Below are 15,979 nucleotides of genomic sequence, written 5' to 3' on the forward strand. Positions count from 1 at the left end.
AGGGCGGCACAGGCGCAGGACAACAGGGGGCAGCCGCATCGGAATTGACGGCCACGGTCCTTGGCCCTAGGTCCGGCCCGGCAGGTGCTTCTACGCAGGCAAGCCCGCCAGGGCCTTCCTCGACGCCACTGGTGGGTTACGGTCCGTCCGGTGTACTGCCGCCGGGAGGGGGCTACTCCCCGCCGGGCCCAATAGCTGGCTACGGGCTGGGTCAGCCCCAGCAACCCGCGCCCAAGCGCAGCTGGGCCATGATCACCTTGGTCACGGCTGCAGCCGTGGTACTGGTGGCGGCTGGCGTGGTCTTTGGCGTGCCGTCGTTCCGGGAAAAGGCTCTTGGCCTGTTTAGCTCCAACAGCACTCCTACCGGTCAGAGCAGCAGGTCCGGCACCGGAGCTGACGGTGCCTTGACGGTCATCAATCCGATCCCGCTCGACCAGCGAGATGGGTCAATCGATGATTCTGCAGTCCCGCCAGCCGGGTTTATGGAGTGTTCTTCGGGAATGGAGCCAGTCAGTTGGACCAGCTTCAGCGGCGGCCAGCTGCTGATTTGCGGCTCTCGGGGCGGAGACTTCGAGGTGATGGCCAAGGATGACGGTGGCCAAACCCTTTCGGCTACGGTTCTGACCTTTACGTCTTCCGGTTGCGAGGTCGAGTTCAGCGACGGTTCAGTCATGTCGGTCTTCTTAGGTGGCGCCGTGGTGACGGTGGCACCCAGCAGCGGAGACAGCGTCACTCAGGTGGCGAGTCAGGCCTGGGATCAACGAACTGGTTCGATTAGCGCGGAACAGGTTCCAGCGACTGGGATCCAACCATGCCCTTCGGGCTCATGGCCCATTTCGCTGGCTGGCTGGCAGAGCGGCTGGCTCCGAGTTTGCGGAACGGGACCTGACCAAGCAAGTCACCTTGCGTACGAGGATGACCGGCTGGGTGAGGGCGCGGCATCGGCAATTGAAAACAACGGTGACGGCTATTGCGCAACCCTCGACAGCGGTACGGTGACCTGCGTCTACCGGTCGCCAGCCGTCGTTACTTTCACTGATCGGACGGGTCGCGTCGACCAGCGCTCAGTAATGGTCAACGCTTTTGCCGGCCAGTCAAGCGGTGGAGCCGGGCTCGGTACGGGCGCCTACGGTGTCCAGGCTCCGGAAGATACCGACCAGGACCAGGTCCGCTACTTGGTTGAGATACTCGAGAAATCCTCGACAGCCAGGGCCAAGCTTGGGCCGGCCGTCTCCGCAGCAGCAGCCTGCGAGAATCTTTCAGGCCAAATCGCCACCATCAGTTCGGTTGCCGATAATCGGCAAGAGTTGTTGGATGCACTGAGGTCAACGCCAGTTGACCAAATCCCCGGTGGCATTGAGTTGGTTTCCCAGCTAACCCGGGCTCTAGATGCCTCATTAGGGGCCGACCTGGCCTACCTGGATTGGGCCCAAGCCAAACAGGACTCAGGCTGCGCCCCCGGCGCGGGCAAAGGCGACTACGACCGCGCGGCGGGCTTCGACACAGTTGCCACCGAAGCCAAAAAGGCTTTTGTCGAGAACTGGAACACCAACATCGCGCCCCGCTATCGGGTGTCGACCTTTGAGGAACCCCAAATCTAGAACCCATCCGGGAGACCGACCGGAGGTGCTCGCAACGTTCCACGCGGACCGCCATTCTTGGTGAGGAAGCCCAACTAGCCGTGTTGGCCGTGCGTGTTTTCGGCCGGTCAGCTGCCGTAGGCGCCAAACCACCGGGAAACCTGGGCCTGTGGGCGTATCCGGGCAGACCGCCGCGGGCACCAGCCGACTATTGCATGGAAGCGCACACAACATACGCCGTTCCATCGAACACGACGTTTTCCCAATACCAGCTCTCGCAGTCGTAGGTGTTTGCGGCAAGCTTGTCGATCTTCCATTTCGTCGGTCGGAGGTCATCAACCGAGACACCGTGTTCACCAGCTATCCGCTGTTTGGTCTCCGCGTCATCAGCGAACCAAGGGCGGTGGAAATTGTCGCAGGGAGACCAATCCCGGACCCATCCGCTTCCGGACCCAGTGTTTCCAATCTCGAAGGCCGGGAAGCAGACGCCTTCCGCCGGCAGCGGGACGAACCAAAGAGTTGTCCCACTGGAAATCGACGAGCAATTCGAGTCTTCTGGGCAGTTTGCGAGGCTCACTAGCCTCACGGCGGCGCGGCGGGTGGCGCAGCCCACTTCCATGGTCTTCCAGTCCTTGGGTGGGTCGGACTGGAGCTCCCCGGGGGAAACCGACAGGCAGGTGCCTTCCCTAAGTGTCGGTTCAGTGGGGGTTGGCTTGGGGGTTGGCTTGGGCGAGGGCGTTGGGGTCGGCGTGGGGGTGTGCGTCGGGGTCGGCGTGCTCCGGTTGGCTGAGGCGGCCTGCACCGTCGAAGCCTCATCCACCCGGCCTGGTTCACCACCTGTGGTCATCGCCCACACCGCCCCGCCAATGACCACCGCCAACGCAGCTGCGACGCCAATCAGCCCGCGGCGCAGCGTCCGATTTGGCCCTGAGGCGGTTTTGCGGGGAGAATACCGTTTCTTCTCTCCCGATGGAGTCGACAGTGGATCACCGGCTCGACGTGGCGGATTAGGGCTGCCCAATCCGGCCGGTTTGATACCGGAGTTGTTTTTCTGTTTTTCCCCTGTGCCGGTTTTGTCGGCAGCGGGAGCACCGTCGTCGCCTCCAAGTGGTTCGATGTCTGGCGCCGTGGTCAGGGTTGGTGCCAGCAGGGTTTCGTCTGGGAGTTTGCTGCCGACCGCCGGCATTGCCGGGCCTGTTGCCCCGGCCTGACTGGTCGCATCGGTCTGCCCGCTAGGGTCGGTTGGGCTGGTCGCACCAGTCAGTTCGACTTGCCCGGCCCGCCGGCCGGGCCCAGCTGTTCTAGGCGGCTTGACCTGTTTGGCCGGTTCAGCCTTGCGTCCCGGCCCAGCTGTTCTCGGTGGTTTGGGCTGTTCGCCAGTTTCAGCCTTTCGGGTTGGGCCTGTCGACTCGACCTGCTTGTCCGATCCGACCGACCCGACCGGCCCGTCAAGTTCGACCCGTTCAACCGATTCAGCCAGTGCGTCCGGTTCGACCCTTGTGGCCGGTTCGACCGGCGCATCGAGCTTGGCCTCGTCTACTGGTTCGGCCTGTTTAGTGGGCCCTGTGACACCGCCGAAGACAGCCGGTTCAACCGGTCTGGTTAGTTCAGGCTGCTCGACCAGGCGAGGGTCACGCAACCGGGTCAACGTGATCTCATCAGCATCATCGCCGCTCACCGGCACTGGGACATGTTGAGAATCAGATTTGATGACCATTCGGGTCGGGTCGATACCCAGTTCGGCTTGCACCCGTTGCAGAGCCCGACCGAACACCAGGGCACTGGCGTAACGCCGTTCGGGGTCTTTGGCCATGCCCACTGCCAGAACCCGGTCCAAACTAGCCGGACAATCCACCCGACCGACCGGTGGCAACACGTCGCGTTCAATCCGCCCCATCTGAACGGTCGCAGTGTTATCCCCACCGGTGATCTCAAACGGCGCCCGGCCAGCCAACAGGGAGTAGACGGTGGCTGCCAGGCCCCAAACGTCGCTTGGTGGCCCGGCCGTTGGTGGCTGTGTGAACGCTTCTGGTGGCGACCACGGTACTGACAGGCCTTCTACTTGGTCGGTGGATTGGCGGACCGATACGGCGATCCCGAAATCGGTTAGCACCGGGTTGTCGTATTGGGTGACCAGAATGTTTGCTGGTTTGATGTCACGGTGTAATACTCCGGCCCGGTGGGCGGTTTCCACCGCACCAGCAATCTCTACACCAATACTCAAAACTTCACTGATGGTGCGGCGGACGGTACGCAGTCCGATGTTCAGCGATGGTTTGGGACAGTACTCCATGGCCAGGTAGGGGCGGCCGTCATCGGTCAGGCCACTGGTGTAAATGGTGGCGATATGCGGGTGGGTTGACAGTTCCGCCATCGTGTCAGCCTCAACAGCCAATTGTTCGATCGCCTTGTCACCAAGGTCACAAGTGTGCAGGACCTTCAACGCCACCTGACGCCGCGGCGTGGACTGCCGGTACAAGAACACTTCAGCAAACCCACCCCGACCCAACAACCGGACAGGTTCAAACCCAGCCACCTGGGGAGGACTAGCCGAGCCGCTAGCGATCACGAAACGACCCCCAGAACTAGCTGAGCTGTGGTGTTGCCGAGGTGCGACATGATCACGTAACACCAACTATTGCATCGTCGCGCAGGCGACATAGGTTTGACCGTCGAACACCACGTTGTCGAAGTAGTACTGACCGCAGCTGGATGCACCAACAGTAAGCCTGTCGATCTTCCACTTTGATGGTTGGAGGTCTCCAACCGAGACACCATGTTCGCCAGCAATTCTCTCTTTCGTTGCGTCGCTGTCAACGAAAGGCGGTCGGCGGAAATCATCGCAGGGAGACCATTCCTTGACCCATCCTGTTCCGACTCCGGTGTTTCCAATTTCATAGGCGGGGAAGCAGACGCCCTCCGCCGGTAGCGGGACGAACATGAGAGGCGGGTTCGTGCCGCCGGGCAATCCCGCGCAACCTGAGTCATCTGTGCAGTTGTCGGGATTCACGAGTCTGACTGCGGCACGTCGCGTTGCGCAGCCCACCTGCATGGTTTTCCAGTCCTTGGGCGGATCTGTCTTGAGTTCCCCTGGCGAAACCGATAGGCAGGTGCCTTCCACGAGGGTCGGTTCAGTTGGAGACGGCGTTGGCATCGATCCGGATTTGGACTTTGGAGACGGGCTTGGTGCGAGCAACGGGACCTGGGCCGAGCCCGGCGTGGCGGTCCGTGTTGGTGTTGGTTCGACCGGAGGGGCGGCGTCACGGGTATGCCCGGGTGTGGCGGCCACTACCGGTTCGGGATCACCGCTAAAGAGATACGCCAAGAAAGCGCCTCCAGCAATGGCGACCACCGCAACGGCCACGGCCACCAAGGTGCGCCGCAACCTGCGCCCCGGTGTTGAGCTGGCCTGGGTCTCGGGTCTTGGCTCCCAGACGCCAGGTTGGGTCGTCAGAGGTCGGTTTTCCGGTGGTCGGTTGTAGATTGGCACCGCCCGAGTTGGCGCCAACAGGGTTTCGTCTGGGAAGGTGCTGCCGACCGCTGGCCGAGTGGGGGCCGTGGACACAGCCAGCCTGGTGTCATTGCCTAGCCCGCTCGGATCGACCAACCTGCCGGGTTCGGTTGGTCTTGCCGCCCCAAACTGCGCTACTTGCTCGGCTGGCTGACCTGGCCCAGCTGTTCTTGGTGGGTTGACCTGTTTGGCCGGTTCAGTCTTGTGTCCCGACCCAGCTGTTCTCGGTGGTTTGGACTGTTCGCCAGGTTCAGTCTTTCGCGTTGGGCCTGTTGGCTTGACCTGTGGGGTCGAATCGGTTGCCCCAACCTGTTCGCCCGGCCCGCCCGGCTCGTCGAGTTCGGCCTGTTCAACCGGTTCAGCCAGTGCGTCCGGTTCGACCTGCCCGGCGGCCTTTCTGGTGGGTCCGGTTTGACCGTCAAAGACGGTCGGCTCAACTGGTCTGGTTGGTTCCGGTTGGTCGATCAGCCTTGGGTGGCGTAGGCGAGTCAGAGTGTCGTCGGGATCGTCACCAACCTCGGCAACAACGGGTGGGGTGTCTTGGTTGTCGGATTGGATGACCATTCGGGTTGGGTCAATTCCCAGTTCGGCTTGAACCCGTTGCAGAGCCGTACCGAACGCCAACGCTGTGGCGAAACGTCGTTCAGGATCCTTCGCCATGCCAACGGCCAGCACCCGGTCCAAGCTGGGCGGGCAATCAGCCCGACCTACCGGTGGCAACACCTCGCTCTGGATCCGCCCCATCTGAACCGAAGCCGTGTTGTCGCCACCAACAACCTCAAACGGCGCCCGCCCGGCCAACAGCGAGTAGACCGTGGCCGCCAGGCCCCAAACATCACTTGATGGCCCGGCCGTTGGCGGTTGAGTGAACGCTTCTGGTGGCGACCACGGTACTGACAGGCCCTCCACCTGATCGGTGGATTGGCGGACCGAAACAGCGATACCAAAATCGGTCAGTACCGGGTTGTCATATTGGGTCACCAGAATGTTGGCTGGTTTGATGTCACGGTGTAGCACTCCGGATCTGTGGGCGGTCTCCACCGCGCCAGCGATTTCTACACCAATACCCAGGACTTCGCCAACGGTGCGGCGGACGGTGCGCAGCCCAATGTTCAAAGATGGTTTGGGACAGTACTCCATGGCCAGGTACGGGCGGCCGTCATCGGTCAAGCCACTGGTATGAATTGTGGCAATATGCGGGTGAGTAGATAGCTCAGCCATAGTGTCGGCTTCAAGAGCCAGTTTCCCAATCGCCTTGTCACCGAGGTCACTAGTGTGAAGGACTTTCAACGCCACTTGACGGCGTGGCGTGGACTGCCGGTACAGGAACACATCAGCAAACCCGCCGCGGCCCAACAGCTGGACAGGTTCAAACCCCGCCACTTTGGGTGGGGCCGGAGAGCCACCGGCATTCACCAGACCACGCCCCTATCGCCTCACTTGTTCTCAAACACCGAGCCCGCCACCGGTTCGCCGGGCCCGTCCCCGCCGTTGGCATTCCCAACCGGCAGACCGGTCGGCAACCGCGATTGTCCCAGCCCGCCAATCAGCAAGGAATGGGGAGAGTCCCCATGGGGTTCTGCGCCAAGGAATCGGCGGGATCGATGCCGCTCGACCCCTTCGTCGCTTGATCGTCCGTATTTGGGCCGTCGGGCGCATGTCGGTGAAATGAGAGATACCAAACTTGCTATCGCAACAACGTTGACCCCAGGCTGAGCCTGACGGTAGGCTCTCTTGCGTTTGCAAAGATGGCCGTAGCTCCAGCGATTGCCCCAGTGCCATCTCGAGGAGGATTCTTCAGTGTCTGGGTATCGCCCGCGTTGCGCAGGTCACCAGCACCCAACTCACTTAGAAATAGGAGTTCCTGATGTCTCGTGACCTTGAAGTCGTGCCCCTAAACACTGACAACCCTGAGCCGCGTGTCGTCTGCACGGTGTTGGTGGACGCATCCAGTTCAATGGAAGGCGAGCCGATTCGCGAGTTGAACAAGGGATTCGCGGATTTCAGGCGATTCCTGCGTGACGACGAGTTGGCCAGCCGCCGCACCGAAGTCGCAGTCATTGAGTTCGGCAGCAGCGCCCGGGTCGCGATCCCATTGCAGGAAGGGAGGTCGCTGCCAAGCTACACCTTCCAGGCCAACGGACTGACCGCGATGGGGAGCGCAATCAACAAGGCGCTCGACATGGTCGAGGCGCGAAAGCGGGATTATCGAGCCGAGGGCATTGAGTATTACCGCCCATGGATTGTGGTCTTTTCCGATGGCGCTCCCACCGACGCAGATGAGTTCGAGCGGGCCGTTCAGCGTTTGGCAGACGTGGCACAGCACAAGGGTGCCACAGTCTTTCCAATTGGAATCGGCAGCCGCGCCAATCTACCAACCCTCAGCAGGTTGTCGATGCCGCAGCGCCCGGCCATGAGGCTGGCCGGGGTCAACTTCAGTGCCTTTTTCGAGTGGCTGTCGGCATCAATGTCAGCTGTCGCCAGTAGCCAGATTTGCGGGTCAAACGACGACGAACTGGCCGCCATGACCGAGCAAGTGCAGCTAGCAGACATCTCTGGGTGGGCAATTGCCTGACCGGTGAGCGTCGAGATGCCTGCCACCCTTGTCCGCCGCGCCGCCACGGCGAGATGCGTGCCGTGGCCGGGGTTTTTCGTGAAGATCGAGGCCGCAAGGGTCGACATGGTCACTGAGTGGGGCGTCAATGGGCAGTAGACCGCAGATCGTCGGTGCGCGAGCCACTGGCCCGTCACACCTTCAGGCAGGCAAAGGCTGCGATGACGCGTTCGCTTGGATCAGTTTTGGCCAGCACTACCAGGTGCTTGCGGTCGCCGATGGCGCTGGCAGCGTCACAGGGACCTCGGCCTGGGGCTCTTGGGCCGCCACTCAGTTTGTAACGTCCGAGGCCGTCGCGTGGTCACTGTTGCACGAGCTCTATTCCGCGACAAACAAGAGCCAAGTCGACGGCAGGTTGCGACTTTTGTTTCATGGCGCGCTGGGTCACGTCCGGTACTTCGGCAGAGCACTTTCTCTTTCGCCAGAATCAATGAACACGACCTTGTGTGTTGCCGTTTTGGCCCCTGGCCATGCCTACGTCGCACAGATCGGGGATGGGATTGTAGCAACACTCGATGGAAAAGAAGCCAAGACCGTACTTGTCGAAGCCAAGGGAGAGTCGGCTGCGACCGACACCCATTTTCTCCAGCTACTGGGGCGCGAACCCGGCCATCCGCAGTGGCGCTGGGACGACCTAGGCAACGTCCCTGCGATTGCGCTCTCAACTGATGGGCTGCGCTACCAGGCCACCTCGATTAAGGACAACTACGCGGCGTACCCTGGGTTTTTCGAAGCACTTTGGCAGATTCTGGCATCTGGAGACCTCTCACCGGACCAACTCGAAACGTGGCTGAAGGAGAGGGCAACCGTTCACGATCCCCCGGGTGACGACAAGTCGTTGCTGCTAGCACTCCGGGCTCCCATCGACACTCTTCCGCCCCCCGGACAGAGGGTTCCAGTCTTCCGTTACAGCAGCCTCATGCCGGCGTCGCCGCCGCCGAAGCGAGGAAAAGAGGGGCCAAGGACTGTCTCTAGGCGGCCACCGAAAAGCCCGGCCGGGGTCGCGGTCACCCCTCGTCCAAAAGCCCCAGGGCGTGATCCAGCAACCATGGTCTTCGACGTCGGTTCTGACGGGCAACCGCAGCATGTTGGTGCGATGCCTGGACCACCGCCGAGAGGTGCTCCGTCGGGCCGGCAGCGCAACCTGCCTCCTGCCGCGAAGCGGCCCTGGTGGCTCCGGTTACCTGGATGGGGTTGGCGGCGCCATCCGAAGCCAAGCCCCAAGGAGGGTCAAAGTCATCGCCCCGGAGACACAGGGCGGCCAACATGACTGAGTACGCGAACGCCGCTGGTGAACCTGTTTCCACGGGTCAGCTTGTGGGCAAAGGCGGCGAAGGCTCGGTCTACAAGGTGTCCGGGCAGCCGGACCTGGTGGTAAAGGTATTCCACGACAAAGACATCGCCCGCGCCAGGAAGGCCAAAATCCGCGCAATGGTGGCAAACAAGCCGCGGCAGCGTACTGCGGTGGACAAACAATCTGGGAAAACCATGCCGGTGCTGACGTGGCCGGAGGATCTTGTGTTACGCGGCAAGCAAATGTGCGGTTTCACCATGCAGGCTGTCGACATGAACAAGTCGGTCGAGATTCACAATGTCGAGAGTATCGCCGCTCGCGAAGCACGTAGCTGGACACAACGACTTGGCCTCGGGCTTAGGGCCAACATTGCGCGCAACCTCGCATTCCTCGTCAGCCAGGTTCACAGTGTTGGGGCGGTGATAGGGGACTTCAATGAGCGCAACGTTCTCGTGTCGAAGAACCTGGTTGTCACCATGATTGACTGTGATTCAATGCAGGTCAAGGACAGGAAAGGCCAATACCACCCCTGCGAGGTGTTTCAGCCCGGTTTTCTCGCACCGGAGCTAATTGGGAAGTCACTGAAGACCTTTGTCCGGCAGCCGAGCTCCGATCTATTCTGCCTCGCGGTCCACATTTATTGCCTTCTTCTGGACAGGCACCCGTTCCGCAACGGCCTCTACCCCCCAGAGCTGGGCAACAAGCCATACAACGCAGTTCTGGCCCGCGATGGTCAATGGAGAGGCAGGGCGGGTGGTGCTCTGAGGATCGAAAAGAACCAACTGGACCCAAGGGTATTCCTACCGCCGAGCACATTGTCGCTGTTCGAAAGGGCCTTCCAAGCCGGCGCGGAAAACCCGGAACTGCGCCCGTCCGCGGGTCAATGGGAATCGGAGCTCAGCCGGTTCATCGGGGCCTGGAAGCCCACCCAGTGGAAGACTTCCACTCTCAAGCGGCGAGCTACTTAAGGTAGGCGCAGCGTGAATCTAAAGCCAGATCACTACGCCGTTTTGGGCGTCCCGGTGGGTGCGGAACCTGACACGATTCATGCGGCGTTTCGCTCCCTCGCGCGCCGGTACCATCCTGATCAGAACCACAGCATGCCCGCTGTTGGGGACGTGTTTAAGCAAATCACCGAAGCCTATTCGGTTCTTTCAAACTCGAAGGCCCGCCGGAGATACGACCAGGCCCGTCACGGCAGCAGACTCGGCTCCCCAATCAACCGTGTGCCATTTGCGACCGCCGACGGCAGTCCTTTGATCCTGGGCCAGCGCGTGGCCGGACAAGACACGCGAAGCTCGGTCTTTCGGGTGGCCGGCCGGTCAGACTTAGTGGCGAAGATCTACCACGATCACGAGATCAATGCCAACAGGCGAGCAAAGATCATGGCCATGGTGGCGAGCAAGCCCAGACAGCGGACAGCGCAGGACAGGCGGTCTGGCAAGACGGTTCCTGCCCTGGCGTGGCCGGAGGACGCGGTCTTACGGGCCGGTCGAGTGTGCGGCTTCACCATGCCTGCCATCGATATGAACCAATCCGTGGAGATCCGGCGCATCGAAAACGCCCTTGCTCGCGAAACCCGCACTTGGACGAGCCGGCTCGATCTTCGGCATCGGGCAATTATTGCCCTGAACCTTGCGCTCATCGTTCGCCAGGCCCACGAGTCAGGAATAGTCATTGGCGACCTTAGTGACCACCGCATCGTGGTTTCGCCAAGCTTGGTCGTGTGCCTCAGGGACTGCGATGACATGCAGGTTAGAGACGCAGCAGGCAGGTACCACACGTGCGAAGTGTCTCAGCCGGGTTTCGTGCCGCCTGAGCTAGCTGATGTTGATCTGAAAACAACCATTAGGCAGCCGAGCTCTGATCTGTACTGCCTCGCTTTGCATGTTCATAGCCTCATAGCTGAGGGCAGCCTCACGCCGGAACTGGGGGAGCTGTCTGTCCGTGCGTCAGGCAAGGGAAAGGCTGATCCAGGTCTACGTCCAACTACGGATCAATGGATCAAATCCCTTGCAAGATACCTGGCGGAATTGAAGCAAGATGGCTCTCGCGCCGGGCCGCGTGCAGCCGCGGGGCCAGCTCGGAGTTCGCCGCAGGGCCAAACGCAAGCAGGCGGAAAGATGGGCGCGACATGGGGTTGATCGACTGCGGCGACGCCCGGGCCCACGAGTACCCCGACCACCTGCCGGCTTGCCCGTACTGCCGGCAAAAGAAAACTAGGCAAGAGTCGATTGAGCCGCCTGTCGTGAGGCAACGTTTCTTGACACCCTGGCGAACCTTCGTCCTAGCTCTTTTCATTGCGGCGCTCCTCGTCGTCGTCGCTCTCGCCCTTGCCGCAAACAGCGGCGCCTTCGCGGCCTCGGCTGCATTGGCCCAATCTCCGGCTCTAATCATGGCAACGGGAGCAGACCCAGGTACGACAGGGCTGGCATGGAATGACTGGGGCCAGGGTGGCGAAGACAACGCGGCCAGAGCGGGTGCCAAAACCGCACATGGCGAATGTGGCTGTGGTGTGACAAGCAGAATCGAAATTGAACAGACACAAAGGAGATTTCGGAATGAATTTCTGTGGTAACTGTGGTAGACAACTTGCACCCGGCGGCTTTTGCCCAACAGGGTGCCCGACGAAAGGATCCGGGGCCGCAAATCCCGCCCAGCCGCAGGTGCCACTCGCAAGGGTCGCACCAAGCCCATTAGCGACTGACACCCAAGCTTGTCTCAAGGCTTTCTTTTCATCAAAGCCACTTGGGGCAATCGGTGTCGCGGCCAAATCGCGAGCCCATGTCTGGCTGATACTTGGAGGGGCAAACGTCTTTGTCTCTGCACTAGCGTTTATGCTGATTCCCGCCATTGCCATCCAACAAGTCGCCACTGGTGCCTCGAGCGTACTGGGCGGTTACGGCGGATACGTCGGTGAGTCCGTCAGGGAGGCTATCCCGTATGGTCCTCTCTTTGGCTACGGCCTTGTTTGCTCGCTTGTGTCCTACTTTCTCATGTGTGTGCTCGTTAAGGCGCTGTATGCAATGTTCAGGAAGCCCGTTCCCTTTATGGCGGTCTTGAATATTGTCTCATCAGCCTTGCTGGTGTCAACTTTGGTGGCAGTAGCCGCCATCCTGACGTGCCTGCTGTTCCCGCCGTTGTCAATGTTCCTACTGGCCATCGGAGTAGTCGGGTTTACTGTTTCCTTGTATGTTGGCATCCAACATGGGGCTCAATTCGCAGGGGCGAGCCCGTTTTGGGCCTTTTTGGGCATGTTCGCCACGTATAGCATCGTATTGACGCTAACCAACATCGGTTTCCTGGTGCTCGCGCTTGCAAGGAACCTCACTTAGTTGCCCGCGACCCGGTGAGCAGACGGTAACGACCGTGGTAGCAGCGATCGGTGTCAGAGTATGGGCAGCGCCGTAGCGATGTGGCCAGGACGAATGGGATGCCTGGCGGTGGTTGGAGTCGATCTTTCGGGTGGGCTCGTCGCGGAAAGGGCTGATGTATGAGCGGTGGTCGTGGAGGGTCGTGCCTTGGCCGGCTGTTGTTCGGGTTCCTGGTTCTGTGTTTTGTAGTGTTTCCGGTGGCGGCCCTGCTCGGTAACGAAGAACTCATGGTGGCGATCCGGCAGGTCATGCCGTTAGGCGAGTACGTCACGGGGGTGGTGGAACTCGTGGCAAGCACCATCGCAAATGTGGATGTTGGGGAGTTTGCCAGCGGCGTGCTCGAGCCAATCGTCTCCGAACCGAACGACGCCGTGCTCGCCGGCATCATGGCTAACATGTCAAAGTTTCTCATGGCGTTTGCGATTATCGGAGTGCTGAAGATGGCGAGGGAAACGGCTCTGAATGAGAGCGCGGTTGGTAAATGGCTGGGGGATGTGGGCATTGAGGGGATCCTGGTGCCACTAGGCGTTTCAATGTTCTTCACGCTTTTCATCGATCGGGGAGTCGACCTAATTGCCGGATCGGATCCTACCTGGCTGACGGCGGTTCAAAGCGTACTATCTTTTGTGCTGCTGGGCCTGGTTGTGTGGCTTGTGGTCTGGCTCCTCGGTGCGATAACGGCTCCGGTGAAAAAGGCGATCGCCCTGTGCTACCTGGCGATAATGATTCTGTTGAAATTGCTGATTCTGGTGTGGGGCTGCGGAGTCATTGTTCTTTTGGGACAGTTCCGGCAATCCGACAATACGGATTTCCTAATCATGGCGGTCGGGCTGCTCACCGCGATTGGGCTGCTAGTTCTGGTCAAGATCGCCATCAAGACGACAGTCTCGGGTGTTGACGTTCCCAAGCCCCTTTACTATTTCTTCGCGTAGGGGCTGGTCAAATGCCCCGCCGCGGTGGGCGCTCGGTGCTTTGGCCCGGTCCGGTACGCCGCACCACACCGCAAGGGTTAGCAGCATCGTCAGTCGCAGAAGTACACCGTCTTTCCGTAGATTGTCGCGGGCATGACCCAATCTCCCAGCATGTCCGCCTGGCCAAATCGGAAGCCTCTGATGGTGTGATTCTTGACGGATTCGCGGGTGACACACGTTTCCTGCCCAGGGGACTGTTTGATGTGCCACAAGACGCTGTGGATCTGGCGATGATACGCGATCGCAGTATTAGCAAAGTAGACGGTGACCAGGATGGACCCTACCAAGACCAGTCCAGCCGCTCTGGTCGCGGGTCGCGGCCGTAGGCGGCTGGCCAAGGCGGCTTTTCGGAAATAGTAGAGCAGGCCAACCACGCCAAGCATGTACGCCGGAAGTAGCCAACGAGCCTGAGCCTTGACCTGCGATAAGGCTGTGGTGTGGACGCAAATGAATAGTCCAAGGGTGGCGAACGCCCTCAATTCAGCTGGTGTCAAGCGAGGCACCTGGCGTGATGCCTTTGGGGTTGAGGTGACCAGAACCAGCCAGAGTAGTAGTCCAACGATCACCAATGGTCCAACGATCTGAAGTGCGTTGAAGCCAAAATGGCTTAGCAACTTCCAGCCACTGCTGATCGGCGAGCTCAGCAAGGCCGCCAGTGAAATGTAGTCCTCACGCAATAGGTACGTTGGGCTGTTCTGGTAGGCCGAGACACCGGCCCCCACCACATACATCAGGACAGTTGACACTCCCAGGCCAAGGAATGCCCAAAAGCGCCACGACGCGACAAACGATTTGGCCGAGCCCTGGTCTGGCCTTCGCCATCGGTCGAACAACACCACGATAAGGGCTGTTATCGCGAACGCCGCCGGGGTGACGTTGGTCGAAAACCCAAACAAGAACCCAAGTAGGGCCATGGCCAAGTTGAAAGCGCGAGATTCCGGGGTCTTGCGATCCAACAGGCGGTAGATGAAAGGCATCAGGAACACAAGGGACAACACGGCAATGAGCAAGTAGTTGTGAATCACAGAAAAGCCGGAGTAAAGCGACCTGCCCATCCAAGTCAAGAACACGGCAAGAAACACGGTGCTGAAAGTTGCTGCGTCGGGTGCGCGTAGCCGCGGCCGCCTTTGGAGAGCCAGCAGCGTCATCAAGTACAAGGCCGTCAAGGCGAGGATCAGGTCGATCAAGCGAAAGACAGTGTCTGGGCCAAAAGCGAACTGGTAGTCGAAGAAATTGATCACGGCCCATGCGTACATGTCGCTGATTCGCGAGTTGTTGGCGAACGCCGCGGCCGCGTCGCCCAGCACATCAGGCGGAGTGCCAGCACCTTGGTAAATGTCTTCGGCCGCAACTGTGATGACGAAATAGGACACAACCAGGAACAAGACTGGCACCAGATACAGTGCAGTGGCGAGTGCCTTATGCGATCGGGTCAACGAAGGCGCCACCGGGGACTTCCCGGGCTCAAAGGAAGGCGAGCGCATCGCACGCAATGTGGGTCAGCGGTTTCCTCTGGCAAGCACCAGGTCAGGCAAGCTACTAAGGCTCACTAGGGCTCGCCAAGCCCTAACAAATCTCCAAGGGTGTCCGAGTCAGCTAAGTACCCGCATTGGTTCGTGATCTGCTTGGCGGTCCATGCCCATTCGTCTTCATCCACAGGGACGTCTTCGTCGGGAATAGACTTGGCGATCCTTTCCAGGACAGCCCGCCGCTCCTTGCTACTCAGTGAATACCACTCGCCGCAGGTTGTTTGGGCACCTTTGTTGGACGAGCCACATCCGGCTCCGCAAAAGCCAAGTACGGTGACGGCCAAAGCTGCCGCAATCGCCTTTGTGATTCTTTTCGTGGCCATTCCTACTCCTGTTCGGTGCGTGCTCTTTCGTCAAGCCACGTTGGGTGTGGGCTTGCCTCGGTGCCCTGGTTGGCTGCGGGACCATAGACAGTCCCGACGGCGGCAGCGGGGCTGACTGCCGCGTAGATTTGCATATGCAATACCATATCCCAAATGTCGGGCCCTGTTGCGACCTGGGACAACCCTGACCGGCGAGGCAGGTCCGTTGGCAACCACCGTTGCGGCGTGGCATCCTTAGTTCATGTCGACATGGGAGAATGCCTCGCTCTCCGGAGTCCCGGAGCGATCAATAACTGGTGACGAGCGGCCGAGGGATGCGGTCCGCAACCAGGTGCTTGACACTGCTGAGGCGCTGGTCGGCCAGCATGGCCTGACCGTCGGCTTGGGGCATTTGAGCTTCGACGAAATCATCAACCTAGCCGGCGTCTCGCGGACCACCGCTTATAGGGTTTGGCCTCGTAAAGAGCGTTTTCTCGAAGACCTGCTGCGTCGCTTGGCCGATGTCGCCAGCCCCTGCTACGGCCCGCTCGACGACGAGGCTGCTGAGTTGGCCTTTGCCACGCTGCGGGAAAACGTAGGCGCACTAGAAACAGCCGAAGGTCGCCGGGGGGTGCTGGTTGAGATGTGCCGGGTGACTGCGGATGGCTGGTTCAGGGGTGTCGCCTTATCGCCAACGTGGAAGACATACGTGGCACTGATCGCCACTATCCGCTCGCTGGGTGACCAAGAACTGGCCAGTGAGCTGCGTGAGCGGATGGAAGCAGTTGACGATATTGGCGCGCA

Annotated in this window: 10 protein-coding genes; 7 read left to right on the forward strand and 3 right to left on the reverse strand. The window is 60.5% G+C overall.

Annotated elements, in window-relative coordinates:
* The first annotated feature begins 131 nt into the window (after positions 1–131).
* Positions 132–1,601 carry a hypothetical protein gene (locus tag FWD29_06220; GenBank protein MCL2803531.1) on the forward strand — a complete coding sequence of 490 codons (1,470 nt, stop codon included), beginning with the start codon at positions 132–134 and terminating at the stop codon, positions 1,599–1,601.
* Positions 1,602–1,788: 187 nt separating this feature from the next.
* On the opposite strand, the gene FWD29_06225 is transcribed toward FWD29_06220, so the two are convergent.
* Together FWD29_06225 and FWD29_06230 are read right to left on the reverse strand one after the other, a co-directional pair.
* Positions 1,789–4,116 carry a protein kinase gene (locus FWD29_06225; protein ID MCL2803532.1) on the reverse strand — a complete coding sequence of 776 codons (2,328 nt, stop codon included), beginning with the start codon at positions 4,114–4,116 and terminating at the stop codon, positions 1,789–1,791.
* 99 nt (positions 4,117–4,215) lie between these two features.
* On the reverse strand, positions 4,216–6,507 hold the full coding sequence (locus FWD29_06230; protein ID MCL2803533.1) for a protein kinase: 2,292 nt from the start codon (positions 6,505–6,507) through the stop codon (positions 4,216–4,218).
* A gap of 451 nt (positions 6,508–6,958) precedes the next feature.
* Between FWD29_06230 and FWD29_06235 the strand changes: the two genes are divergently transcribed.
* From FWD29_06235 to FWD29_06255, 5 genes are all read left to right on the forward strand, one after another.
* Positions 6,959–7,666 carry a VWA domain-containing protein gene (locus tag FWD29_06235; GenBank protein MCL2803534.1) on the forward strand — a complete coding sequence of 236 codons (708 nt, stop codon included), beginning with the start codon at positions 6,959–6,961 and terminating at the stop codon, positions 7,664–7,666.
* A 1,305-nt stretch (positions 7,667–8,971) separates the two neighbouring features.
* Positions 8,972–9,967 carry a hypothetical protein gene (locus FWD29_06240; protein MCL2803535.1) on the forward strand — a complete coding sequence of 332 codons (996 nt, stop codon included), beginning with the start codon at positions 8,972–8,974 and terminating at the stop codon, positions 9,965–9,967.
* 12 nt (positions 9,968–9,979) lie between these two features.
* The gene (locus tag FWD29_06245) at positions 9,980–11,143 is read left to right on the forward strand and encodes a DnaJ domain-containing protein (protein MCL2803536.1); all 1,164 of its coding nucleotides are present in this window, start codon (positions 9,980–9,982) and stop codon (positions 11,141–11,143) included.
* A 693-nt stretch (positions 11,144–11,836) separates the two neighbouring features.
* Positions 11,837–12,334 carry a hypothetical protein gene (locus FWD29_06250; protein ID MCL2803537.1) on the forward strand — a complete coding sequence of 166 codons (498 nt, stop codon included), beginning with the start codon at positions 11,837–11,839 and terminating at the stop codon, positions 12,332–12,334.
* A gap of 158 nt (positions 12,335–12,492) precedes the next feature.
* Positions 12,493–13,305: a hypothetical protein gene (locus tag FWD29_06255; protein ID MCL2803538.1), complete on the forward strand. Its 813-nt coding sequence runs from the start codon at positions 12,493–12,495 to the stop codon at positions 13,303–13,305.
* Between the two features lie 89 nt (positions 13,306–13,394).
* Here FWD29_06255 and FWD29_06260 read toward each other — a convergent pair whose 3' ends face one another.
* The gene (locus tag FWD29_06260) at positions 13,395–14,828 is read right to left on the reverse strand and encodes a DUF6056 family protein (GenBank protein MCL2803539.1); all 1,434 of its coding nucleotides are present in this window, start codon (positions 14,826–14,828) and stop codon (positions 13,395–13,397) included.
* A 609-nt stretch (positions 14,829–15,437) separates the two neighbouring features.
* On the opposite strand from FWD29_06260, the gene FWD29_06265 reads away from it, so the two are divergent.
* Positions 15,438–15,979: hypothetical protein (locus tag FWD29_06265; protein MCL2803540.1), on the forward strand; the 542-nt coding region annotated here is incomplete at its 3' end.

This window comes from Micrococcales bacterium, from assembly GCA_009784895.1.
Taxonomy (GTDB): Bacteria; Actinomycetota; Actinomycetes; order Actinomycetales; family WQXJ01; genus WQXJ01.

Coding starts and splice junctions, on each gene's coding strand:
- FWD29_06250 (MCL2803537.1), top strand. CDS start 11,837: ATGCTGATTCCCGCCATTGCCATCCAACAAGTCGCCACTGGTGCCTCG.
- FWD29_06235 (MCL2803534.1), top strand. CDS start 6,959: ATGTCTCGTGACCTTGAAGTCGTGCCCCTAAACACTGACAACCCTGAG.
- FWD29_06260 (MCL2803539.1), bottom strand. CDS start 14,828: ATGCGCTCGCCTTCCTTTGAGCCCGGGAAGTCCCCGGTGGCGCCTTCG.
- FWD29_06255 (MCL2803538.1), top strand. CDS start 12,493: ATGAGCGGTGGTCGTGGAGGGTCGTGCCTTGGCCGGCTGTTGTTCGGG.
- FWD29_06240 (MCL2803535.1), top strand. CDS start 8,972: ATGACTGAGTACGCGAACGCCGCTGGTGAACCTGTTTCCACGGGTCAG.